At 70.7% G+C, this 23,135-nt stretch carries 21 protein-coding genes; 10 read left to right on the top strand and 11 right to left on the bottom strand.

Features of this window, described 5'->3' with window-relative positions:
- Positions 1–132 precede the first annotated feature (132 nt).
- The gene (locus ABH935_RS27700; protein ID WP_370380861.1) at positions 133–885 is read left to right on the top strand and encodes a class I SAM-dependent methyltransferase; all 753 of its coding nucleotides are present in this window, start codon (positions 133–135) and stop codon (positions 883–885) included.
- Between the two features lie 53 nt (positions 886–938).
- Here the strand turns inward: ABH935_RS27700 and ABH935_RS27695 are convergent, their stop codons facing one another.
- Both ABH935_RS27695 and ABH935_RS27690 read right to left on the bottom strand, forming a co-directional pair.
- On the bottom strand, positions 939–1,451 hold the full coding sequence (locus tag ABH935_RS27695; protein WP_370380860.1) for a tetratricopeptide repeat protein: 513 nt from the start codon (positions 1,449–1,451) through the stop codon (positions 939–941).
- A gap of 39 nt (positions 1,452–1,490) precedes the next feature.
- On the bottom strand, positions 1,491–2,900 hold the full coding sequence (locus ABH935_RS27690) for a sugar porter family MFS transporter (protein ID WP_370380859.1): 1,410 nt from the start codon (positions 2,898–2,900) through the stop codon (positions 1,491–1,493).
- A gap of 77 nt (positions 2,901–2,977) precedes the next feature.
- Between ABH935_RS27690 and ABH935_RS27685 the strand changes: the two genes are divergently transcribed.
- Positions 2,978–3,391, top strand: a complete 414-nt coding sequence (locus ABH935_RS27685) for a Mov34/MPN/PAD-1 family protein (RefSeq protein WP_370380858.1) — start codon at positions 2,978–2,980, stop codon at positions 3,389–3,391.
- Between the two features lie 68 nt (positions 3,392–3,459).
- Positions 3,460–3,765 carry a TfoX/Sxy family DNA transformation protein gene (locus tag ABH935_RS27680; protein ID WP_194893594.1) on the top strand — a complete coding sequence of 102 codons (306 nt, stop codon included), beginning with the start codon at positions 3,460–3,462 and terminating at the stop codon, positions 3,763–3,765.
- Positions 3,766–3,912: 147 nt separating this feature from the next.
- Here ABH935_RS27680 and ABH935_RS27675 read toward each other — a convergent pair whose 3' ends face one another.
- From ABH935_RS27675 to ABH935_RS27665, 3 genes are all read right to left on the bottom strand, one after another.
- A complete protein-coding gene (locus ABH935_RS27675; RefSeq protein ID WP_370380857.1) occupies positions 3,913–5,049 on the bottom strand; it encodes a peptidoglycan-binding protein in 1,137 nt (378 codons plus the stop codon).
- 236 nt (positions 5,050–5,285) lie between these two features.
- Positions 5,286–6,149 (bottom strand): LysR family transcriptional regulator, encoded by an 864-nt coding sequence (locus tag ABH935_RS27670; RefSeq protein ID WP_370380856.1) that lies wholly within the window; start codon positions 6,147–6,149, stop codon positions 5,286–5,288.
- An 87-nt stretch (positions 6,150–6,236) separates the two neighbouring features.
- Complete coding sequence (locus tag ABH935_RS27665) at positions 6,237–6,872, bottom strand: TetR/AcrR family transcriptional regulator (protein ID WP_370380855.1); 636 nt, start codon at positions 6,870–6,872, stop codon at positions 6,237–6,239.
- A 126-nt stretch (positions 6,873–6,998) separates the two neighbouring features.
- On the opposite strand from ABH935_RS27665, the gene ABH935_RS27660 reads away from it, so the two are divergent.
- Complete coding sequence (locus tag ABH935_RS27660; RefSeq protein WP_370380854.1) at positions 6,999–9,230, top strand: MMPL family transporter; 2,232 nt, start codon at positions 6,999–7,001, stop codon at positions 9,228–9,230.
- A 110-nt stretch (positions 9,231–9,340) separates the two neighbouring features.
- Complete coding sequence (locus ABH935_RS27655) at positions 9,341–10,636, top strand: M18 family aminopeptidase (protein ID WP_370380853.1); 1,296 nt, start codon at positions 9,341–9,343, stop codon at positions 10,634–10,636.
- 1 nt (position 10,637) lies between these two features.
- Here the strand turns inward: ABH935_RS27655 and ABH935_RS27650 are convergent, their stop codons facing one another.
- A complete protein-coding gene (locus ABH935_RS27650; protein WP_370380852.1) occupies positions 10,638–11,567 on the bottom strand; it encodes a M56 family metallopeptidase in 930 nt (309 codons plus the stop codon).
- A 280-nt stretch (positions 11,568–11,847) separates the two neighbouring features.
- Positions 11,848–12,237: a BlaI/MecI/CopY family transcriptional regulator gene (locus ABH935_RS27645; RefSeq protein ID WP_370380851.1), complete on the bottom strand. Its 390-nt coding sequence runs from the start codon at positions 12,235–12,237 to the stop codon at positions 11,848–11,850.
- Positions 12,238–12,295: 58 nt separating this feature from the next.
- Here ABH935_RS27645 and ABH935_RS27640 point away from each other — a divergent pair, with 58 nt between their 5' ends.
- The 3 genes from ABH935_RS27640 to ABH935_RS27630 all read left to right on the top strand — a co-directional run bounded on the left by ABH935_RS27640 (position 12,296) and on the right by ABH935_RS27630 (position 16,474).
- The gene (locus ABH935_RS27640; protein WP_370380850.1) at positions 12,296–13,750 is read left to right on the top strand and encodes a cytochrome ubiquinol oxidase subunit I; all 1,455 of its coding nucleotides are present in this window, start codon (positions 12,296–12,298) and stop codon (positions 13,748–13,750) included.
- Positions 13,747–14,763 (top strand): cytochrome d ubiquinol oxidase subunit II, encoded by a 1,017-nt coding sequence (locus ABH935_RS27635; RefSeq protein ID WP_370380849.1) that lies wholly within the window; start codon positions 13,747–13,749, stop codon positions 14,761–14,763. Before ABH935_RS27640 ends, ABH935_RS27635 begins: the two co-directional genes overlap by 4 nt.
- Positions 14,764–14,917: 154 nt before the next feature.
- Positions 14,918–16,474 (top strand): cellulose binding domain-containing protein, encoded by a 1,557-nt coding sequence (locus ABH935_RS27630; RefSeq protein ID WP_370380848.1) that lies wholly within the window; start codon positions 14,918–14,920, stop codon positions 16,472–16,474.
- Positions 16,475–16,790: 316 nt separating this feature from the next.
- On the opposite strand, the gene bldC is transcribed toward ABH935_RS27630, so the two are convergent.
- Positions 16,791–16,994 carry a developmental transcriptional regulator BldC gene (gene bldC, locus ABH935_RS27625; RefSeq protein WP_012784549.1) on the bottom strand — a complete coding sequence of 68 codons (204 nt, stop codon included), beginning with the start codon at positions 16,992–16,994 and terminating at the stop codon, positions 16,791–16,793.
- Positions 16,995–17,410: 416 nt separating this feature from the next.
- Positions 17,411–18,340 (bottom strand): hypothetical protein, encoded by a 930-nt coding sequence (locus tag ABH935_RS27620; RefSeq protein WP_370380847.1) that lies wholly within the window; start codon positions 18,338–18,340, stop codon positions 17,411–17,413.
- Between the two features lie 242 nt (positions 18,341–18,582).
- On the opposite strand from ABH935_RS27620, the gene ABH935_RS27615 reads away from it, so the two are divergent.
- The gene (locus ABH935_RS27615; RefSeq protein WP_370380846.1) at positions 18,583–19,671 is read left to right on the top strand and encodes a Glu/Leu/Phe/Val dehydrogenase; all 1,089 of its coding nucleotides are present in this window, start codon (positions 18,583–18,585) and stop codon (positions 19,669–19,671) included.
- Between the two features lie 242 nt (positions 19,672–19,913).
- On the top strand, positions 19,914–20,186 hold the full coding sequence (locus tag ABH935_RS27610) for a DUF3073 domain-containing protein (RefSeq protein WP_370380845.1): 273 nt from the start codon (positions 19,914–19,916) through the stop codon (positions 20,184–20,186).
- Between the two features lie 173 nt (positions 20,187–20,359).
- On the opposite strand, the gene purM is transcribed toward ABH935_RS27610, so the two are convergent.
- Both purM and purF read right to left on the bottom strand, forming a co-directional pair.
- Entirely contained in the window at positions 20,360–21,481 is a 1,122-nt protein-coding gene (purM, locus tag ABH935_RS27605) for a phosphoribosylformylglycinamidine cyclo-ligase (RefSeq protein WP_370380844.1), read from the bottom strand.
- Between the two features lie 41 nt (positions 21,482–21,522).
- Complete coding sequence (purF, locus tag ABH935_RS27600; RefSeq protein WP_370380843.1) at positions 21,523–23,040, bottom strand: amidophosphoribosyltransferase; 1,518 nt, start codon at positions 23,038–23,040, stop codon at positions 21,523–21,525.
- Between the last annotated feature and the right edge of the window lie 95 nt (positions 23,041–23,135).

The raw sequence follows: 23,135 nt of genomic DNA, 5'->3' as shown, positions 1-23,135 counted from the left end.
TTCTGCGTAGCGCGTTCCGGGTTCTGCGGTGCTGTCTGAGCCGATCCTGCTCCTGCCTCGGCGAGGCGGGCGTCCGGCGAGGGGAGGTCGCGTGCGTACTCTGCGGGGAGTAGGCGTCGTATCGTCTCCAGCGTGCTGGATTACGACCTCGAAGCAGCCCATTACGACCAGACGCGCGGCGGCGTGGCGCGAGCCCGCGCGGCGGCCGGGGCCGTGCTGGAGTTGGTGCCAGGGGACTGTACGTCGCTGGTCGATGTCGCGTGCGGGACCGGCATCGTGACGGAGCTGCTGGCGGCGCCGGGGCGGACGGTGCTCGGCGTGGACATGTCCGCCGGGATGCTGGCGCGGGCACGGCCCCGGCTCGCCGGCCGCGGAACGGCGGTACGCGGCGATGCGACACGGCTGCCGGTGGCGACGCGGTCGGTGGGCGCGGTGACGTTCATGTGGCTGCTGCACCTGGTCGACGAGACCGTGGTGGCGGCAGCGATCGCCGAGGCCGCGCGGGTACTGCGGCCCGGCGGGGTGATGGTGACGACCGTGGACAAGAACTCGGCGCAGTTCGAGACATCCAGCGACGTCGGCGACATCCTCCGAGCGGCCCAACAGGAGCTGGCGCCACCGGCGAGCGACGGCATGGAGCGGGTGCGCGACGTCGCGACAGCGGCAGGACTGGAGCTGGCGGGAGCGGCCGACTACATCGGGCACGGCCAGGGACGGTCGCCCCGCGAGTGGGCGCGCCGAGTACGGGAGGAGATCGCCTGGACGCGGCACGCCGATCCGCGCCGGGTGGCGGAGATCTGCGGCGCCCTGGAGGCGCTGCCGGAGCAGGACGTCAGGCGGGCCGATCCGGAGTACAAGCTCGCGGCATTCCGGCTCGGCGGCTGAGGCCGGCCGGCGCCCACCGTAGCGCGCCGACCAGCCCATCCCAGCTAGAAGCCCTATAACTTCGCCATGGCCGCCTCGAAAGCCTCCCGCACCACCGGCAGCTTCGGGCTCCCGATCCGCTGGTCGATCTCCAGCGCGAGCCGGAAGCGCAGCGCCGCCTCCACGTGCTTGCCCTGGTCGTAGAAGCTACGGCCGGAGTGGTGGGCGGCGGCGGCGACCAGGTGGTCGTCCTTCAGGTACAGGGCCAGTTTCTCGGCGCGGTGGAACATGGTGTCGGCCTGGTCCCATTCGCCGCGCCACTGGCGGGCGTGGCCCACCAGGAGCATGGCGCGGACCATGCGGCGGAGGTCTCCGGACATGTCGGCGGAGGCGAGGGTCAGTTCTGCTTCGAGGGCGGCCTCTTCATGGCGGCCGGCGATGCGCAGCAGGTTGGCGTACTCCGAGCGGGCGTCGGGCATCTCCTCCAGGTCGAGCGCGGCCAGGGTGCCGATCCGGGCGGACAGTGCGGCGGGATCGTCGACGATCTCGCGCAACGTCTCCGGATCGGTGCGGAAGTCAAGGCCCATGGGTCCATCCTGCGACGCAGAAGGGTCCTTACGCGACACCTAACCCATGGACTCCAAGGTTTTTCCCTTCGTTTCGCGTACCAGGTAGTAGACGAAGGGGATGGAGATCGCGGCGGCGATCGCGTAGAGCGAGTACGCGCCGGCCAGGCTCCAACGGGACAGCGACGGGAACGAGACCGTCACCAGCCAGTTCGCCAGCCACTGGGCGCTGGCCGCGACCGACAGGGCCAAGGCCCTGATCCGGTTCGGGAACATCTCGCCGAGCAGCACCCACACCACCACGCCCCAGGACATCGCGAAGAAGAACACGTAGGCGTTCGCCCCGATCAGCGCGGCGATCCCCTGCCCCTTCGGCATGGTCGTCTTCCCGTTGACGTGGCTGCCGTAGGAGAACATCCACGCGCACAGCCCCAGCGTCGCGGCCATGCCCACCGAGCCGATCAGCAGCAGCGGACGCCGGCCGATCCGGTCCACCAGCGCCATCGCGACCACGGTGCCGGCGATGTTCACCACCGCCGAGATCATCGAGATCAGCAGCGAGTTGGAGGTGTTGATGCCGACCGACTGCCACAGCAGGGAGCTGTAGTAGAAGATCACGTTGATGCCGACGAACTGCTGGAACACCGACAGCGCGATGCCGATCCAGACCACCGCCAGCAGGTTCCTGCGACTCGGCGTGAGCAGGTCCACCAGCTTCGGTTTGACCTCCCCGGCCAGCTGTTCGCGGATCTCGGCGATGCGGGTGCCGACGTTCTCGTCCGTGCCCTCGACCTCGGCGAGCACCTGCCGGGCCTGGGCGTCGCGCCCGACCGCGACCAGGAACCGCGGCGACTCCGGGATCATCGAGCTCAGCACCCCGTACACGATCGCCGGCACCACCTCCGCGCCGAGCATCCAGCGCCAGGCCGCCAACCCGCCGAGGTGGTCGGTGTTGGTGCCGCCGGCCCACTGGTTGATCACGTAGTTGACCACGGCCGAGATCGCGATGCCCAGGACGATCGCCAGCTGCTGGAAGGCGGTCAGCCTGCCGCGGAAGGCCGGCGGGGAGACCTCGGCGATGTAGGCCGGGCCGATCACCGAGGCGATGCCGATGGCGAAGCCGCCGATGACGCGCCAGATCGTGAGGTCCCAGGGCTGGTAGGAGAACATGCTGCCGACGCCGCTGATCGTGAACAGGACGGCCGCGATCTGCATGGCCTTGATCCGGCCGATCCGGTCGGCCAGCCAGCCGCCGGCGATCGCCCCGGCGGCCGCCCCGGGCAGGGCCGCGGCGACCATGAAGCCGGTGGTCCCGCTGCCGACCTTGAAGTCGTGCTGGATCCCGGTGACGGCACCGTTGATGACCGCCGAGTCGTAGCCGAACAGGAAACCGCCCAGGGCCGCGGCGGCGGCGATGAACACGATGCGGGGTGCGACGGTCGCCTTCGAGGGCTCGGTCCTGGTCGTCATACCCCTACCCCTGCCGCCGATCCCGCCAGGCGATGCGGCGATGCGTCCGATCGGGTGGTTGGCCTACCGTGGTGGGCATGTTGACCATCTCGCAGGAGATCTACGACGCCATCGTCGCCCACGCCCGCAAGGACCACCCGGACGAGGCCTGCGGGATCGTGGCCGGCCCCGAAGGGTCGGACCGGCCCGAGCGCTTCGTGCCGATGACCAACGCGGAGCGGTCGCCGACGTTCTACAGCCTGGATTCGACCGAGCAGTTCAAGGTGTGGCGGGAGATGGACGACAGGGACGAGGAGCCGGTGATCATCTACCACTCGCACACCTCGACCGAGGCCCGTCCGTCGCGGTCTGACATCAGTATCGCCATGGAACCCAATGCGCATTACGTGCTGGTGTCCACGCGCGACACGGACAAACTCGGGGACTTTCAGTTCCGCTCGTTCCGGATCGTCGACGGCGAGGCCACCGAGGAGCCGGTCACCATCGTCTGAGCGGTCCGCGTCCCCTGACGGGTCAGTCCGGGATGCCCGCTTCCCGTTCCCGGTTCAGGCTTGGAGGCGTGAGTTCGACTGAGACGGTCACCCCGATCCAGAACGCCGTGAACATAGGGCCGGTGCTGACGCAACGGCTCCGCGACGTCGGCGTCACCACCCTGGACGAGGTCCGCGAGCGCGGCGCCATCGAGGTATGGCAGCTGATCGCCGACACCGCCGAGGGCAACGAGTGCGCGCACATGCTGCTCGCGCTGGAGGGCGCGCTGCGCGGCCAGCGGTGGACTTCGATCCCGCGCTCCGAACGCGACGCACTGCTGGTCGAGGTCGGCCTGAAGGACGCCTCGGAGCTGCGCGCTCCGAAGAAGCGCTGAAGAAGCGCTGACGCGGAAGCGGCCGACGCCATGCGCGGCGGCCGTTTCCCGATGCGAATGTGCGATCCGGACGTGCGATCCGGACGTGCGATCGGGACGTGCCATCCGGACGCGCGGGTCTGATACGCGCGCCACGGATCCGCGGGCTCAGCCGACGATCTGCCCCTGCTGCAACGCCGTCCACACCGGACCGTTGACGACCCCGTCCGGAGACATGTGCAACGCGCTCTGGTACTGCACCACAGCGGCGAACGTGTCCGTGTCGAACTGGCCGCTGGCCTTCACGTTCGAGTTCAGCGCCACGGCCAGCGCCTGCTGCAGCCGCTTGACGTCCGCGGGGTTCGGGCCCTTGTGGTGCTTGTCCCCGCCGCCGAAGATCGGAAGGCCCGCACCCAGCTGAACGGTCAGCGTGGGCTTGCTCCCCGCGGCGATCAGCGCGGTCCGGGTGGACCGGCCGACGACGCCGGAGGGGTCCGTCGCGTGCGTCCGGTTCTGGAAGGCGGCGACCGCGGCCTGCGTCTGCGCGTCGAAGGTGCTGTTGATCGGGCCGTTGTAGAGCCCGAGCTGGTGCAGCCGGGTCTGCAGCCACTTCACCTCGGCGCCGGTGTCGCCGAGCTGCAGCTGACCCGGGGTGTGCTGGGTCGGCGAGCTGGCCGAGCTGCTCGGCGAGGAGCTGGTCGAGGTGCTGGCCGGCGCCGACGTCTGCGCGGCCGAGCTGGGCGTCCCGGTCGGGGTCGTGACCGAGCCCTGCGCACCGCCGGGCGCCGCGGTCGGAGTCGAGCTGCCGCCGCCGAGGGTGATCAACGAGACCACGATCACCAGGACCGCGCCGGCCGCGACGCCGATGCCGATCATCGCGCCGCGGTTGGAGCGCCGGCCGTCCCCGGGCTCGCCCGGGTAGTCGTCGGCGTACCCGGCGTCGTAGGGCTCGGCGTAGGCGCCGCCGCCCCCGGCCTGGTAGTCGATCGGCTGGTCATACGCGGGCTGGTCATACCCCGGTCGGCCGAAGTCGGGCGAGACCGGCTGCATCACCTGCGTGGCGTTCGGGTTGGCCCGCGCCGCACCGCCCTCGGGGCGGTACAGATGAGCGAACGGGTCCGGCTCCGGCGGAGCGCTCTGCGCCGGGATGGCCTGAGTCGCCGCCTCCTGAGGTGGCAGCGCCCACGTCATACCGCTGTTCACGGCATTGTCGGGCGGGGCGCTCGGCGCGCCCTGATTGCCCACGCCCACGGCCGCGTAGGCCTGGGTCGGATCGGACGCAGCAGCCGGAACCGTCGCCGACATCTCGCCGCAATTGGGGCAATAACGCGCCCCCGGCGTTTTCGGCAGGACGGTCCCGCAGTGCTGACAAGTCTCCATGGTTCTCTGAACCCCCTCGGGCAGACCCGCCCACTGTAGAACAACCAAGCAAAGCCCGTATGCGCTCCGGTGCCGGATCCCAGGCGGGCCCATGTCGCAGCGGCGACTCTTGACCCACTCTTGGCTTTCGCTTTGCCTTCGTTATCGGCGGCAGGCCTTTCTCACCAGCGCGAGGCCACAGAGATCAGCCGGTCCCGCACTCGCCCGACCGCCGCCGACCGAGCCCGCTGTCCACGGACCGCGACGAAAAGAGTACGGATCGGCGGGATCTCCGGTTCATCGAGCAGGACGAGCGTCCCGTCGTCCAGGGCCGGCGCGCACAGCGGCCGGGGCAGCACCGCGACGCCGCAGCCGGCCACCGCCGCATCGAGAACGCCGCGCAGGTCGGGGATGACCAGCGCGGCGTGGGACGGGGATTCGGCGTCGTATACGGACGACCAGTAGAGACCTATATAAGGAAGATTCTCAGCGAGATCCAGCAGCGGTGTGCGGCCGGTGCGGTCGAACGGTTTCCAGCGCGGCGCGCCGACCAGCGCGTACTCCTCGTCGGCCAGCGGGATCACCGTGACCCCGGGCAGCCGCGGCCGGGTGACCGACAGCGTCATGTCCAGCCGGCCGGCCGCCAGCTGCGCGACCAGCTCTTCGCTGCGGCCGCCGGCCACGACAACACGAAGGCCCTCGTCCACCAAAGGGGCGAGGGCCGGGAGCAGGAGCGTCGCGGTGAGGCTGGCCGGACAGCCGATGCGGACCACGGCGTGCGAGCCGGAGTCGGGGATCAGCGTCTCGTGCGCGACCGCGGCGAGCGCGTCCAGATGCGGGGCGACGGCGCGAGCCAGCTCGTCGGCGGCGGCCGTGGGCGCCACCCCGCGCGGCAGCCGGACGAACAGCTCCCGGCCGACGCGTTGTTCCAGGGTTCTGATCTGCGCGGTCACCGCGGGCTGGGACACGCCGAGGTCCGCGGCGGCCCGGGTGAGCGAGCCGGCGCGGTGGACGGCGAGGAACGTCCTCAGCAGCGCGAGATCCATCCCCACCAGGATAGGCGTGGTGCCGCCGGGCCCAGCAGGGTTTTCGTGCGGACTTGGGAGACCGCACGCCTGATGGTGGGACCGCCGTCAGGACCCGGAGCCGGAGCGCAACACCGCGAGCGCCGCCGCGAGCAGGATCTCGGCGAGTTCGGCGCCCTCGGGGTAGTCGGCCGGAGCCGGCAGGCCGGCCGCCGCGGCGGCAGCCGCCTCGATGTCCGGCAGCGCCGGATCGGCCGCGGACTCAACCCGCCGCGCGATCATGAAGCCCTGCGATATGGCCCCGAACGCGGCGGCGGCGCGGATGTAGTCCTCGGGCCGCGGATCGGGTCCGGCCAGCCGCCGGTTGACGTCCCGCCGCAGCTTCACCGAACGCTCCACGAGCTCGGCGGCGGCCAGGCTGGCGTGGTCGTTGGCGACCAGCTGGAAGACCGCCTGGTGCCGGTCCAACAGGTCGATGTAGGAGCGCAGCAACGTCTCCGGGTCCGGGTCGCCGGCGACCAGGAGCTCGAACTCGTCGATCAGCGGCTGCGTGACCGACTTCAGCAGCTCTTGCTTGGAGGCGTAGTGGTAGTACAGCGCCGCCTTGGTGATGCCGAGGCGGTCGGCGATCTCGCGCAGCGAGGTCTTCTCGTACCCGTGCAGCACGAACAGCTCCAGCGCGACCTGCTGGATGCGTTCCTTGGTGCCGCCCGGGTCGTGCTCCGACTGTGAGGTGCGTCTCATGAACCCTCTCAGGGCCAAATTCTCGAAGCCCAGCCTACTTGCCGCACGGTAAGTTTGTGAAAGCTTGCACAAGACATATCTCGAAATCAGACCGCTCCGCCTCCAGACCGCTTCAGGAGTTCGCCCATGTTCGGACGGCTCGGACGCTTCGTCGTCCACAATCCCTGGAAGATCATCGTCGGCTGGATCATCGCGGCCGTGGCGCTCGTCGCCCTCGGCCCGCAGTTGTCCAGCGTGACGAACGACAACCAGTCCTCCTTCCTGCCCTCCAAGTACGAGTCGATCCAGGCCAAGAACGCCCTGGACGCCGAGTTCCCCTCGACCGTGGGACAGGTCGCGACCATCGTGATCCGGCCGGTCGGCGACGGCGCGCTGTCGGCCGCCGAGCAGCAGAAGGTCTCGGACCTGGCGACCACGCTGACCGACGACCACATCACCGGCGTGGCCGGGGTGCAGGCCGGTCAGGTGTCGCCGAAGCAGACCGCTCAGCTGATGTTCGCGAAGCTGACCGCCGACCAGGGCGACCAGAAGGGGAGCAGCGACGCCGTCAAGGCGCTGCGCGCGGACCTGGCGAGCAAGCTGAACGGCACCGGGATGAAGGCCGAGGTGACGGGCGACGCGGCCATGGGCCTGGACACCTCGGACTCGTCGAACAAGGCCACCGGCATCGTCATGATCGCCACGCTGCTGCTGATCATCGTCCTGATGGGCTTCATCTTCCGGGGCGTCATCGCGGTACTGCTGCCGATCCTGTCGGTGTTCCTGGTGATGATGGTCTCCCAGCCGGTCATCGCGTTGATGGCCAAGGGATTCGGCCTGCACGTGCAGTCGTTCCTGGAGATCATGCTGGTCGTGGTGCTGTTCGGCATAGGCACCGACTACATCGTCTTCCTGCTGTTCCGGCTGCGTGAGCGGCTGCGGGCCGGGGACACGATCGAGCAGGCCGTCCAGACCACGGTCGAGCGGGTCGGCGAGGCCATCGCCTCGGCCGCGGCGGCCGTCATCATCGCCTTCTGCGCCCTGGGCCTGGCCACCTTCAAGGCCTTCACCTCGCTGGGCCCGGCGCTGGCGATCGCGGTCGCCGTGATGCTGCTGGCCGGCCTGACCCTGGTGCCGGCGCTGATGGTGAAGCTGGGCACGAAGATCTTCTGGCCCGGCAAGAAGTGGCGCAAGATCCCCACCGCGGGTCCGGCGCGCAAGGTGGGCAACCTGGTCGGCAGGCGTCCGGCGGCGGTGGCCGCGGTCTCCTTCGTCATCATGGCGGGCCTGGCGATCGGCGCGACCGGCTTCAAGGCCGACTACGACCAGCAGTCGCAGATGCCGGCCGGCGTGGAGTCCACGATCGCGATCAAGGACATGCAGAACGCCGGGTTCGCTCAGGGCGCCACCGCGGCGACCGACGTGATCGTCACCTCGACCGACGGCAAGACCCTGGACCGGGGGCAGATCCAGAGCTACGCCGACGCCCTCGGCACGGCCTCGCCGCAGCTCGGCGGCCTGATGCCGTTCCCGGTCAAGCCCGGCTCCCCGGCCGGGACCAAGGGCGCCACCGTGGAGTACAACCCGGCCGGCACCGCGGCGCACATCCAGGTGCTGACCAAGGACTCGCCGTTCGCCGCGTCCTCGATGAGCGCGGTCAACGGCCCGCTGAAGGCCCTGGCGCACAGCTCGGCACCGGCCGGGACCAAGGCCCTGGTCGGCGGCGGGACCGCGGCGCTGGCGGACATCCAGTCGGCGAACAACTCCGACCTGGCGCTGATCCTGCCGGTGGCCGGCCTGCTGATCTTCCTGGTGCTGGCGCTCCAGCTGCGGGCCCTGGTCGCGCCGCTGTACCTGATGGTGGCCGTGGGGCTGGGCTACGCCGGCACCCTGGGCGCCTCGGTGCTGATGTTCCAGACCGTCCAGAACAAGCCCGGCATGATGTTCATGCTGCCGGTCATGGTCTACCTGTTCGTGGTGGCGATCGGCACCGACTACAACATCCTGATGATCTCCCGGCTCCGCGAGGAGGCCCGCGAGGGCAACGAGCCGAAGCGGGCGGCGGCCCTGGCCGTCGAGCACGCCGGACCGTCGGTGGCCTCGGCCGGCCTGATCCTGGCCGGCACCTTCGCCTCGCTGATGCTGGGCGGGCTGTCGATGATGCAGCAGATCGGGTTCGCGGTGTCGATCGGCATCAGCATCGCGGCGTTCATCATGTCGATGTTCCTGGTGCCGGCGTTCACCGCGCTGATGGGCGCCAGGGCCTGGTGGCCCGGCCACAAGGGCGTGGCCTCGCACCAGGACGGCGACCGGGGCGAGGGTCTGCCGCGGATCAGCGACCTGGACGACGAGAGGGTCGGAGCCGGCGCCCGCGGGTGAGGGCCCATGACGGCACTAGTACCCGCATGAGGGTTCCACTGCCATAACGAAGTCCCGGGCGCCCCTGTCACTCCCAGTGACAGGGGCGCCGGTCTCTTATGCTCTGAAGCATGCCGATATTCGACCGCGCCCACACGGACGACCTGCTCACGTTCCTCGCCGCCTCGCCGACCCCGTACCACGCGGTCGCGAACGCGGCCGCCCGCCTGGAGGCCGCCGGGTTCCGTCAGCTCCGGCAGAGCGCCGGCTGGGAGCGGGCCGGCAGCGGCGGGTTCTACGTGATCCGCGGCGCGGCGCTCATCGCCTGGTACGCGCCGGAGAACGCGAAGGCGCACACCGGCTTCCGCGTCGTCGGCGCGCACACCGACTCCCCCAACCTGCGGGTCAAGCCGCTGCCGGACACCGGCTCGGCGGGCTTTCGGCAGGTGGCGGTCGAGCTGTACGGCGGGCCGCTGCTGAACTCGTGGCTGGACCGGGACCTGGGCCTGGCCGGACGGCTGGTGCTGCGCGGGGGCGACGCGGCGCTGGTGCACGTGGACCGCGCGCTGATGCGCGTGCCGCAGCTGGCGATCCACCTGGACCGCGGCGTGAACGACACCGGGCTGCTGCTGGACAAGCAGCAGCACCTGACCCCGGCCTGGGGCCTGGGGCCGGTGGAGGACGGCGCACTGATCGAGTTCGCGGCGAAGGAGGCCGGGGTCTCGGCCGGCGACGTGCTGGGCTTCGACCTGATGCTGCACGACGTGACGCCGCCGACGTACCTGGGCCGCGACCTGGAGATGATCGCCGGCCCGCGCATGGACAACCTGGTCTCGGTGCACGCCGGGGTGCAGGCGCTGATCGCGGCGTCCACGGGAGCGGCCGGACCGCTGTCGGCCGTCCCGGTCCTGGCGGCGTTCGACCACGAGGAGACCGGCAGCGAGTCGGACACCGGCGCGGGCGGGCCGCTGCTGAACAACGTGCTCACCCGGGTGGCGCAGGCGCAGTTCGGCGGGAGTGCGGACGACTACGCGCGGGCGCTGGCCGGGACCGTGGTGATGTCCAGCGACATGAGCCACGCGGTGCACCCGAACTACCCGGAGCGCCACGAGCCCGGGCACCGTCCCCGGCTGAACGGCGGCCCGGCGCTGAAGACGAACGTCAACCAGCGGTACGCCACCGACGGGCTCGGACGCGCGATCTGGACGGACGTGTGCGAGCGCGCGGGGATCCCGACGCAGTACTTCGTGGGGAAGAACTCGCTGCCGTGCGGGACGACGATCGGGCCGATCACCGCGGCGAAGCTCGGGGTGACGACGTTCGACGTGGGGATCACGTCGCTGTCGATGCACTCGGCGCGGGAGTTGGGCGGGGCGGACGATCCGTTCCTGCTGGCTTCGGCGGCGGCGGCTTTCTTCGGGGGCTGAGTCAGCGCAGGACGTACCAGGTCGGTCCCGCGACGAGCAGGATCGCGGCGAACCAGGCCGCCGGGCCGATGAGGCGCTCGGTGAAAGCGGCGGCGTTCTTGGCGGGCTTGACCAGGCGCTGCACGCGGTCGAGCGTCGGGGTGCTGCGAGCGGCGCCGGAGCTGTTGTCAGCGCGCTGATTCGGCACCGGCCCCGCGGTCCCGCCGATGGCGACCAGGGCCCGGGCCAGCGCGGGGCGTCCGGCGGAGCGGGCGGCGTGATCGTCGGCGAGCATCTCGACGAGCGCGGTGACCGAGGCCGTCGCGCGGCGTGCCGGGGGCAGCGGCAACGCCGACTCCCAGGCGACGAACGGCTGGACCACGAGTTCATGCCGCCACTTCGCGTGCGCACGCTCGTGCGCGAGCACCGCTTCGAGCTCATCGGGCGCGAGCGCGGCGATGGTCCCCTCGGTGATGACGATGCGCGGCCGCGTACCCGGAAGGCAGTAGGCGGCGGGCGCGGCGTGTTCGAGGACGCGGAGCTGGCGATCGGCGTGCTCGGCGGCGAGATCGACGGCATCGCGCTGACGGCGCAGATCCCGCTCGATCCGAAAGGCTGAGAGCAACGTCACGCCGACCAGCCGAACGGTGAGCACGGCCGCGAGCGCCAGCGCGGCTTCCTGAAGGAGGCCCAGCGAACTCGGCACCCGCAGGTGGAACGCATCACGCCACAGCTCGACCAAGCCTGTCCGCAGATGCTTGTCGAGCGGCGCCACCCCGACCGCGAGCGGCGCACCGATCAGCGACAGCCCACCGGCGACGCCGACCGCCTGCCACAACGCGATCGCGGCCCGGGCATGACGACGCGGCCACGCAGCGCGCGCCAGGAACACCGGGACCGGCCACGCCAACAGCACCGCGAGGACGGCCAGGGGCCAGGCATCAGAAAACATGGCGCGCCGCCCGCAAGACGGCGGTCGACATGCCCGGGGCGGCCGGCGAAACACTCATCTCAACAAGCTTCTCAGACCCGCCGCGCTGCATGCCGGGCCAGGCCGCACGCCGCTGGGCCGCCGACTTTTCTGCCGCGCCCGGCGCGAAGCGAGCACCGCCGCGCCACCTGCCGACTTGCCTCGCAGCACATCGCGCCAGCCCGCACGCCGCCTGGCCGCCGCCTGCCGATCTCTGCCCGCTCGGCGCAGGCGCCCGCACCGCCGACCATCACCGCGCCGTCTACTCCTCCAGCCCCGCCAAGGCCTCGCGCAGCAGCGCCGCTTCCTCGGGCGACACCGAGCCGGCGAAGCGCACCAGGGCCGAGCGGCGGTCGTCCGTCGTCTCCAGGACTGCGAGCATCGAGGCGGCGATCACGTCGTCGCGTGTGCGTGCCGCGCGGTAGCGGTGCGCTCGGCCGGCGCGTTCGCGTTCCACGAAGTCCTTGCGGCGGAGGCGGTCCAGCACCGTCAGCACCGTCGTCGCCGCCAGTTCGGCGGTGCCGTCGCGGGCCGCCAGGCGTTCGACGATCTCCTGCGCGGTGCTTCCGTCGGGGGCGTTCCAGAGGACGTCCATCACCGCGCGCTCCAGTTCGCCCAGTCTTGGGGGGCCGCCCGCGCGCTCGTTCGCCATGGGGTTACTCTACAACTGGTAGAACTTCTACGGATCGTAGAACCTATGGGAGACGCCCATGCTCGGCAGCACGCTCACCGACGCCCGAGTCGAGACCGGGTTCTCGCTCGCCTTCCACATCGTCTTCGCGGTCTTCGGGGTGGGGCTTCCCTGGCTCCTGCTGTTCACCGAGGGCCGGTGGCTGAAGACCGGCGACCCGACGTGGCTCGCCCTGACGCGCAAGTGGTCCCGGGTGATGGCAGTGCTGTTCGCCATCGGCGCGGTGTCCGGAACGGTCCTTTCCTTCGAGTTCGGGTTGCTGTGGCCGGCGTTCATGGCGCGCTACGGCGGCGTGCTGGGGTTGCCCTTCACGCTGGAGGCCTTCGCGTTCTTCGCCGAGGCGATCTTCGTCGGCCTCTACCTCTACGGCTGGAAGCGCCTGTCGCCGCGGGCGCACTGGCTCACGCTGTGGCCGATCGCCATCTCCGGCACGCTCTCGACGCTGTTCATCGTCACCGCCAACTCCTGGATGAACGTGCCGACCGGCGTCAAGGAGGTCGGCGGCAAGGTCGTCTCCGCCGAGCCGCTGGCGCCGCTCACCGGCCCCGGCGCGCTGCCGGAGTCGCTGCACATGCTCCTCGCCGCGCTCATGTGCACCGGCGGGGTGGTCGCCGCGGTCTACGCGGTCGGGATGCTGCGCGGCCGGCGCGACAGCTACCACCGGCGCGGCTTCCGGGTCGGCCTGGTCACGGTGCTGGCCATGGCCCCGCTCCAGCTGGTGGTCGGCGACCTGGCCGCGCGGGTGGTGGAGAAGTACCAGCCGGCGAAGCTCGCCGCGATGGAAGCCCTGACCCACACCCAGAGCCACGCGCCCCTGACCCTCGGCGGCATCTACGACCCGAGCACCGGCAAGACCCGGTTCGGCATCGAGATCCCCGACGGCCTGTCCCTGCTCACGGGCTTCCGCACCGACAAGACCATCCGGGGCCTGGAGATCCTGCCGGCGAAGCAGCAGCCTGCGACGCCGGTGGTGCACCTGGCCTTCGACACGATGGTGGCCGGCGGCATGGCGATCCTCGGGCTCGCGGCCCTGCTCACCGTGGTCGCGTTCCGGCGGCGCCGCAAGGGTGTCCGCCCCCTGATCCCGCTGAGCCGGCCGTGGCTGCTGGCCGGTGGCCTCACCGGACCGGCCGCGATGGCCGCGATGCTGGCCGGCTGGGAGGTCACCGAGGCCGGCCGGCAGCCGTGGATCGTCTACGGCCGGATGACCGTCCGCGAGGCCGCGACGACCAGCGGCGGCATCGGCTGGTCGCTGATCGCCACGATCGTGGTCTACCTGGGGCTGGCCACGGCGCTGCTGCTGATCCTGCGCCGGCTGGCGACCGGCGCGCCGCCGGAGCTGGCGGACGGCGTCGAGATCCCCGGGCCACAGGACCCTGAGTCCCCGGCGCACGCACCTCAGAGCCCAGAGGCCGAGAACCCCGAACCTCAGACCCCTGAGAGCAGCCCCGAACTGGAAGGAGCCGCCCGATGACCGCCGTCGACCTCCTGCTCGGCGTGATCGTCTGCGCCCTGGCCGCCTACGCGCTGCTGGCCGGCGCCGACTTCGGCGCCGGCGTCTGGGACCTGCTGGCCCGCGGCCGCCACGCCGACCGCGAGCGCCGCCTCATCGCGCACGCGCTCGGCCCGGTCTGGGAGGCCAACCACGTCTGGCTGATCTTCGTGATCGTCGCGACCTTCAGCGGCTTCCCGTCCGCCTTCGGCATCATCGCGCGCGGCCTGGAACTGCCGCTGGCCCTGGCGCTGGCCGGCATCGTGCTACGCGGGGCGGCGTACGTCTACCGCGCCTACGGCGAAGGCGCCGCCGGACCCGACAGCCTGTGGAGCCGGGTCTTCGCGGTGGCCTCCTCGATCACCCCGTTCATGCTCGGTGTCAGCGGCGCCGCACTGGCCACCGGCAAGATCACCCCGAACTCCGGGCCCCTGGTGCCCTTCGAGTCCGCGTTCACCCTGGTGGCCGGCGTCTTCGCGGTCGTCGTCACCGCGTTCTTGGCCGCCGTCTACCTCTGCTACGACGCCGGCACCGACCCGGCAACCGAAGACCTGGTCCCCGCCTTCCGACGCCGGGCCCTGGCCGCCGCAGCCCTAGCCGGCGTCGTCAGCCTGGCCCTGCTGCCGCTGCTGTATCAGGACGCACCGACCGTCGCGCACCGCTTCAGCGAGCGGTCGATCCCGTTCGTGGTCGTCGCAGTGGTCTGCGGTTTCGGCTCGATCGCGGTGATCTGGAAGCGGCACTACGTCCTGGCCCGCGCCACGGCGGCCACCGCCGTGATCGGCGTGCTGCTCGGCTGGGCTGCGGCTCAGTACCCGGATCTGGCCGTCGGCGCGGCGACCGCCCGCGACTCGGCCGCGGGATCTGCGAACCTGCACGCCCTGCTGATCGCGATGGCCTTCGGGATGGTGGTCATCCTGCCCGCGTTCTACTTGCTCCTGAAGGTCTTCTCAGGGCCCGAAAGGGAGGCGATCACTACAGAATCCGCAAACTGAGTAAAGGAGACACCAAGAACACCCGTGCGAGTGCCAAGACGGAGTCAAGATCCGGACCGGATCGTCCTAACCTTCTTCCGCCCCCGAACGTCCTTGCGGTTGGCTCGCTGTGCCACCACCCACTCGCACAACCGCAAGGAGACACCGCTCGATCATGGGACTGTCGAAGCGCGCCCGCGTCATAGGGATCTCACTAGCCACCGCTGCCGTCGTCGGCGCCGGAGCCGTCGCCGCCTTCTCGGCCGGCGCCGCCGGAAGCAGCAGTGGAACCGTCACGGCCGCCTTCGCCAAGACCACGGACTGGGGCACCGGCTTCCAGGGCCAGTACACGATCGCCAACGGCACCGGCCAGACCGTGCACGGCTGGACCGTCTCCTTCGACCTGCCGGCCGGGGAGCGCATCAGCTCCCTGTGGAACGGCACGATGACCGCCGCCGGGCAGCACATCACCGTCGCGAACCCGTCCTGGGCCGGCGACGTGGCCACCGGGACCAGCGCCACGTTCGGCTTCGTGGTGGACGCCACCTCCGGGAGCGCGGCGCCACTGAACTGCCTGGTCAACGGCGCCTCCTGCGACGGCGGCGCGGGCGGCGGGACGTCCGGCGGGACAGGCGGCGGCGGTCCGAGCTCGGCCCCGAGCAGCGCGCCGGGCACGGTGCCGAGCTCCAGCGCGTCTCCCAGCAGCGCGCCGTCGAGCAAGCCGAGCACCGTCCCGTCGTCGGCCCCGAGCAGCGCGCCGTCCTCGGCGCCCTCCTCGGCCCCGTCGGTGCCGGCCCCGCCGCCGTCCGGCGCGTCCTACACCTTCGCGCCGTACGTCGACACCAGTCAGCGCCAGGACCTCGGCGCGATCGCGGCGGCGGCCGGCACGAAGTACGTCACCGCGGCGTTCATGCTCGCCGGCGGCAGCGGCTGCACCCCGGCGTGGAACGGCACCGCCGACCCCACCTTCGAGACCAGCTTGAAGGCCGGCCTGGCGGACCTGCGGTCCAAGGGCGGCGACGCCATCGCCTCCTTCGGCGGCGCCAACGGCACCGAACTGGCCCGGGCCTGCACCGACGTGCCGAGCTTGAAGGCCGCCTACAAGTCGGTGATCGACACCTACGACCTCACCCACGTCGACTTCGACATCGAGGGCGCGGCCACCACCGATCAGGCCTCGGTCACCCGCCGGGCACAGGCGCTGGCGCAGCTCCAGTCCGACTACGCCGCGGCCGGCAAGACCCTGGACGTGTCGCTGACCCTGCCGGTCCTGCCCTCGGGCCTGACCCAGGACGGTGTGAACATCGTCACCGCGGCCGCCAAGAACAATCTGAAGGTCTCGGTCGTCAACGTGATGGCCATGGACTTCGGGGACTGGGCCGCCCCGAGCCCGTCCGGGAAGATGGGCCAGTACGCCGACCAGTCCGCGCAGTCCGTGCACGACCAGCTCAAGATGGTCTACCCGAGCGCCACCGACGCCCAGCTGTGGGCCATGGTCGGGATCACCCCGATGATCGGCGTCAACGACACCGCCGACGAGGTGTTCCAGGTCTCCGACGCCAAAGTCGTCGAACAGTTCGCCGCGCAGCACCACATCGGCCGGCTGGCCATGTGGTCCCTGACACGGGACCAGGCGTGTGCGCAGCCGGCGTCGTGGGCCTCACCCACCTGCTCCTCGATCCAGCAGAACGCGTACGACTTCTCGCACACCTTCGAGGCCTTCACCGGCTGACCCCACCCCGGAGGCCCGCCTCGGAGACAGGGACAGGTGCCGGTTCTGCCCACACAGGACCGGTGCCTGTTCCGCCTCGTACTGTCGTGCGCACGACAACGCCCGCCTCCTGGGACATCGCCAGGTGGCGGGCGTTACGTTTTTTCCCCACGTGGGCGCCAACGGGAGTTCGGGGCGGGGGCGCCGCATGCGGGTCGTGACCCGAGGTGGTGCAGCCCGGGGGGGCTACTCAAGCGAAACGCTCCAAGGGGCCCGTCCCTTGGAGCGTCGCCGGTACGTCCCCCGTTGGGTACTGCGACGAGATTCCCTGGGCGGGTCAGCCCTCACGCTGCGGCGGGATGCCGTTCAGCAGAGCGCGGACCTCCTGCTCGCGGTAGCGGCGGTGGCCCCCCAGAGTGCGGATAGAGGTCAGCTTGCCGGCCTTGGCCCAGCGCGTGACCGTCTTGGGGTCGACGCGGAACATCGTGGCGACCTCGGCGGGCGTGAGCAGAGGCTCAGCGTCCGGCGTACGTGCGGTCATATGGACTCCTCCTGACGGAAACGGGCGCCCAGCGCGCCCGATTTCTCGTGGACCCTCCCCGATAGCCTCGCTTGCCCGGTCCCGGGAAGACCGTGCGGCCGTGTCGGTTATAGGACGAACGGCTTGTCGTTCACAGTACAAGTACACCATCCAACCGGGGCCGTGGGCGATATCTATGAAATCGATACACAAAACCCGCACCGGCCGACCGCGGACGTAGGGGCCGATATACGGACAGCTTCACCCCTGTAACGCTGTGTCGATCCAGGACGGCATCAGCTGGTTGCTTCACCCGCCATGCCCGGATTCGACCCGGCGGCCGGGCGGCGAAACCGGTCCGGAACCGACCCGAGGGATGATCTTGCCATCGAGGACAGTCGGTGCGGAAGACCTCTGATCGTTGAACGTGCCGCGACCTAGTTGGCCCGCGCGAGCACACGCACGGCATCCCACTTAGCGCGATAACGCAGATACGCAGCGGTCACCCCCGTATCGTCACCCTGAGCCAGGGCAGCGAGACCGTCCGCCACATACCGCACCGAACAGTCCAGGACGATTCCGTCTACCCGCTCCTCGGCGCCCAACGCGCCCTGAGCCACCAGCAACCCCATCAGACCGCCGTAGTCGAGTTCGACGACGGACAGGGGGTGGAACTCCTCCAGCCACATTCCCAGCGTCTCCACGGCCTCCACAAGCGGCCCCGCCCCGAGCGACCTCTTGAGGACTCGCAGCGCCCTGGCACAGCGCTTGCGCGCCTGGCTCATCGCGGTCCGGAACTGGAGCGTCACCGCGGCGACCTTCTCATCGCCCTGGCCGCCACCGCCGCCACCACCCCCACCGCTGCCGTCGCTCCCGTCGCCCGGCACGGCGTCCTCCAGGCCGAAAAGGACGAGCCAGCGAATCGGCACCTGCCAGGAGGCCGTCAGGATGTGCGGCAGGGCCTCGGGGTCCTCGGCCCACCACCGCTCGTACTCGCTGTCCGCGCGGTCGAGCACCGGCTGCGGCCAGAACAGCCGGACCCCGCCGTCGCCGTGGACCGCGCGCAGCTCGGTCAGCGCCAGCCAGGACCGCAGCCGCGACTGCCACGGGCACAGCAGTGGGTTCTCTCCGTTGTCCAGCACATAGGCGACCCGGGACTCGTTCTCCGGAACGGCGATGGGAGGGACCGCCACGAGGCCGCGCAATGAGGTGCCCTGCTCCTCGGCGAGAGTCTTGGGCTCGGGGTTCCGCTGGAGCCAGGACTCCCACTCGGCGCGCTCTCCAGCCGGGAATGCGGCCAGCGGCTCATACACCCGCAGGTAGGCCATATAGGGCGCCGGAATCGCGCCGCCGGGGGATGCGCGCACGTAGTGATGCTCTCACCTATGGAGCCGCGGCGCGCCACGCATGTGCCCGAACGTTCGGTGAACCACCGATCCACGCCACTTATGCCCCACGCGCTCGTTCGCCGCCCGCCGCGAATAGGCTTCCTCCATACTGCCTCCATCTTCAGGGGTTCAGACCGGGCGATCCCCGTGCGGCCCCGCCCGACGGAGGCCTCTACCACAGCAAGCCTCCCCGACCACCAGTCATCACCAGGAGCAACGCAGTGTCTGACAAGCCTGACAACGACGTCAGCGAGGTATTCGCCAACGACCACGAGCAGGTCGTGTACTGCCGCGACGAGGAGACCGGCCTGAAGGCCATCATCGCGGTCCACAACACTCTGCTCGGCCCCGGCCTCGGCGGTACCCGCTTCTTCCCCTACGCCAGCGAGCAGGACGCGCTGAAGGACGTCCTGCGCCTGTCCCGGGGCATGTCCTACAAGAACGCCCTCGCCGGTCTGGACCTCGGCGGCGGCAAGGCCGTCATCATCGGCGACCCGAACGAGATCAAGTCCGAGGCGCTGCTGCGCGCCTACGGCCGCTTCGTGCAGTCCCTTAACGGGCGCTACTACACGGCATGCGACGTCGGCACCTATGTGCAGGACATGGACGTCGTCTCCAGGGAGTCGAAGTTCGTCACCGGCCGCTCGGTCGAGTCCGGCGGCGCCGGCGATTCCTCCGTGCTCACCGCGTACGGCGTGTTCCAGGGTATGCGCGCCTCTGCCGAGTACCTGTGGGGCTCGTCCTCACTGGCCGGCAAGCGGGTCGGCATCTCCGGCGTCGGCAAGGTCGGGCGCTACCTGGTGGGGCACCTGATCGAGGACGGCGCGTCGATCGTGGCGACCGACCCGTACGAGGGCGCGATCCAGTGGCTGCGCGACAACTACGCGCAGGTTGAGATCGTCTCCACCACCGAGGAGCTCATCGCGGCCGACATAGACGTCTATGCCCCGTGCGCCCTCGGCGGAGCCCTGGACGACGCCAGCGTCGCCGCGCTGACCGCGAAGATCGTCTGCGGCGCCGCGAACAACCAGCTCGCGCACCCCGGCGTGGAGAAGCAGCTGGAGGCGCGCGGGATCCTGTACGCGCCCGATTATCTGGTGAACTCCGGCGGTGTGATCCAGGTCGCAGACGAGATCCACGGCTTCGATTTCGAGCGCGCCAAGCGCCGCGCGTCGGGCATTTTCGACACGACGGCGCGCATCTACTCCCTGGCGTCGGAGGAGGGTGTGCCCCCTTCGGTGGCCGCCGACCGGCTCGCCGAACGCCGCATGCGCGACGTGGGTCGCTTGCGCGGCGTATACCTGCCGTAGGCCTCCCGATGGGACGCCTCGTCAGATACCCCCGGTGGCGCGTGGCATCGACGCGGGTATAAGCGCTATCGTGGGGTCGTGCCTGTGACACCCGAGTAACGCGGTCGGCTATGCCTGTTCGTGCCGATCAGCCGTATGGCTCGTACCGATCGGTTGGGGAAACAGGTACCGTGAATTCTCACGACTGACCGTATGACCGGAGCAGGGGCAGACCAGCCCCGATCGTTGAGGGGGTCGAGCCAATGGGGCGCGGCCGGGCCAAGGCCAAGCAGACGCGGGTCGCCCGAGACCTGAAGTATCGCGACGTGGGGACCGACCTGACGCAGCTCCAGCGTGAGCTGCAGCGGGACGGACACACGTCCAACGGGCACACCGCCGAGGCACCGTCGCAGCAGGACGACGACGACGCGGACGACGACGAGTTGTACGCGAAGTACGCCGACGAAGACGGCGATGACGACTACGACAGCGCGGACGACGGCGGTTCCCACCGCAGTCACCACCGCCGCAGTTGAGGCTGGACCGGGCCGCCGAGCGCCGGTTGAGTAGGCCCGTCCCACTGGGACGGGCCTTCGTCACGCCCGAAACGGATTCGCGCGCATGATGCGTGCGGGTCTCGTGGGACGCAAGTCGCGCCCCAGCGGTCCGACCGCCGAGGCGCCTTTTTGGGTTTCCCGAATGCTTCCTACTACGCGGCGTAGTCGCCGTGCAGGGACGCCGCGCCGTCGCCGCCCTTCGCACCGCCCACGGTCATCGCCCCCTCGGACGCGACGACCTCGCCGCACACCCAGCTCGGCAATCCGCGCCCGGCCAGCAGCGCCAGCGCCGGGTCGACCGCGGCCGGCGGCAGCACCGCGACCATCCCGACGCCCATGTTCAGCGTCTTCTCCAGCTCCAGCGTCGCCACCCCGCCGAGCCGCCCGACCGTGCCGAACACCGCCGGCGGGGTCCAGGTGCCGCGGTCCAGCCGGGCCTCCAGGCCCGCCGGGATGATCCGGGCGATGTTCGCCGCCACGCCGCCGCCGGTGATGTGCGAGAACGCGTGCACCCCGGGCTTTCCGTTCCCCCCCACCGCGGCGATCAGCGCCAGGCAGTCCAGCGAGTAGATCCGGGTCGGCTCCAGCAGCTCCTCGCCGAGCGTGCGGCCGAACTCCGGCACCTCCCGGTCCAGCTCCCAGCCCGCGACGTCGAAGAACACGTGCCGCAGCAGCGAGTACCCGTTGGAGTGCGCGCCGGAGGAGGCCATCGCGACCAGCACGTCGCCCTCGCGGACCCGCTCGGCGCCGAGCACCCGGTCGGCCTCGACGACCCCGGTCCCGGCCCCGGCCACGTCGTACTCACCCGGCTTGAGCAGGCCCGGGTGCTCCGCGGTCTCGCCGCCGACCAGCGCGCAGCCGGCCAGCACGCAGCCCTCGGCGATGCCCTTGACGATCCCGGCGACCACCTCGGGCACCACCTTGCCGGTGGCGATGTAGTCGGTCATGAACAGCGGCTCGGCACCGCAGACCACCAGGTCGTCCACGACCATGCCGACCAGGTCGCGGCCGATGGAGTCGTGCTTGTCCATCCGCTGCGCGATCGCCACCTTGGTGCCCACGCCGTCGGTGGAGGTGGCCAGCAGCGGCCGGTCGTACGCCTTCAGCGCCGAGGCGTCGAACAGGCCCGCGAAGCCGCCGATGCCGCCGAGGACCTCCGGCCGGCGGGTCTTGGCGACCCACTCCTTCATCAGCTCGACCGCGCGGTCGCCGGCCTCGATGTCGACGCCGGCCGCCGCGTAGGTGGCTCCGGCGGCCTCGGGGGCTCCAGACATGGGTGAAATTCCTTTGATGTCGGCGTCAGCCGCGCGCCGGGTTACGGCCGCGACAGGGCGTCGGTGTGGGCCAGCGGGTCGACCGCGATCTCCAGGAGGTGCTTGCCCAGCAGCTCCTCCTCGGGCAGCTCGATCGGGTACACGCCGTCGAAGCAGGCCCGGCACAGCCGGTCGGCCGGCTGGTGCGTGGCCTCGGTCATGCCGTCGAGGGTGATGTAGGCCAGCGAGTCGGCGCCTATCGACTTGGCGATCTCGTCGGTGCTCAGCCCGTTGGCGATCAGCTCGGCGCGGGTGGCGAAGTCGATGCCGTAGAAGCACGGCCACTTCACCGGCGGGGAGGAGATCCGCAGGTGGACCTCGGTGGCGCCGGCCTCGCGCAGCATCTTGAGCACCGCGCGCTGGGTGTTGCCGCGCACGATCGAGTCGTCCACCACCACGAGGCGCTTGCCCTCGATGACCTCGCGCAGCGCGTTGAGCTTCAGCCGCACACCGAGCTGGCGCAGGGTCTGGCTGGGCTGGATGAAGGTGCGGCCGACGTAGGCGTTCTTCACGAAGCCCTGGCCGAAGGGGATGCCGGACTCCTCGGCGAAGCCGATCGCGGCCGGGGTGCCCGACTCCGGCGTGGCGATCACCAGATCGGCCTCGACCGGCGCCTCACGGGCCAGGGTGCGGCCCATCTCCACGCGCGCGGCGTGCACGTTGCGGCCGGCGATCGTGGCGTCCGGGCGGGCCAGGTAGACGTACTCGAAGACGCAGCCCTTGGGCCGGGGCTCGGCGAAGTGCCGGGAGCGCAGGCCGTTCTCGTCGACCGCGATCAGCTCGCCGGGCTCGATCTCCCGGATGAAGCTCGCGCCGACGGTGTCCAGCGCGGCCTGCTCGGAGGCCACCACCCAGCCGCGGTCCAGGCGGCCGAGCATCAGCGGCCGCACGCCCTGCGGGTCGCGCGCGGCGTAGAGCGTGGTCTCGTCCATGAACACCAGGGAGAAGGCCCCGCGCAGCTGCGGCAGCACCTCCACGGCCGCGTCCTCCAGGGAGCGGTCCGAGTAGGACGCCATCAGCTCGGTCATGAGCCCGGTGTCCGAGGTCATGGCGTGCTTGTCGGTGGCGCCGGTCCTGGTCCGGCGCTCGGCGGCCATGCGGCCCAGCTCGCCGGTGTTGGTCAGGTTGCCGTTGTGGCCCAGCGCCACGGCGCCGTGCGTGGTGGCGCGGAAGGTCGGCTGCGCGTTCTCCCACACCGAGGAGCCGGTGGTGGAGTAGCGGGCGTGGCCGATGGCCAGGTACCCCTGCAGGGACTGCAGGGTGGCCTCGTCGAAGACCTGGGAGACCAGGCCCATGTCCTTGTAGACCAGGATCTGCTTGCCGTTGGACACGGCGATGCCGGCGGATTCCTGGCCGCGGTGCTGCAGCGCGTACAGGCCGAAGTACGCGAGCTTCGCGACCTCTTCGCCGGGGGCCCAGACACCGAAGACTCCGCAGGCGTCCTGCGGGCCGGTGTCCTGGGGGTCGAGTTCGTGGGTGAGTCTGCCATCGCCGGGGCGGAAGCCGGAAGGGTGGATCACACGTCGAGTCTATGCCACGGACTGTGATGATCCTCCCGACTGATAAGCCACTCCCATTTGGGCAGATGTGAGGATCAGCACGTCCGTGAGCCTCG

Origin of the sequence: Catenulispora sp. GAS73, from assembly GCF_041262085.1 — a bacterium.
GTDB lineage: Bacteria > Actinomycetota > Actinomycetes > Streptomycetales > Catenulisporaceae > Catenulispora.
The sequence above is the reverse complement of the archived record's forward strand: the minus strand, read 5'-3'. Positions and strand labels throughout refer to the sequence as shown.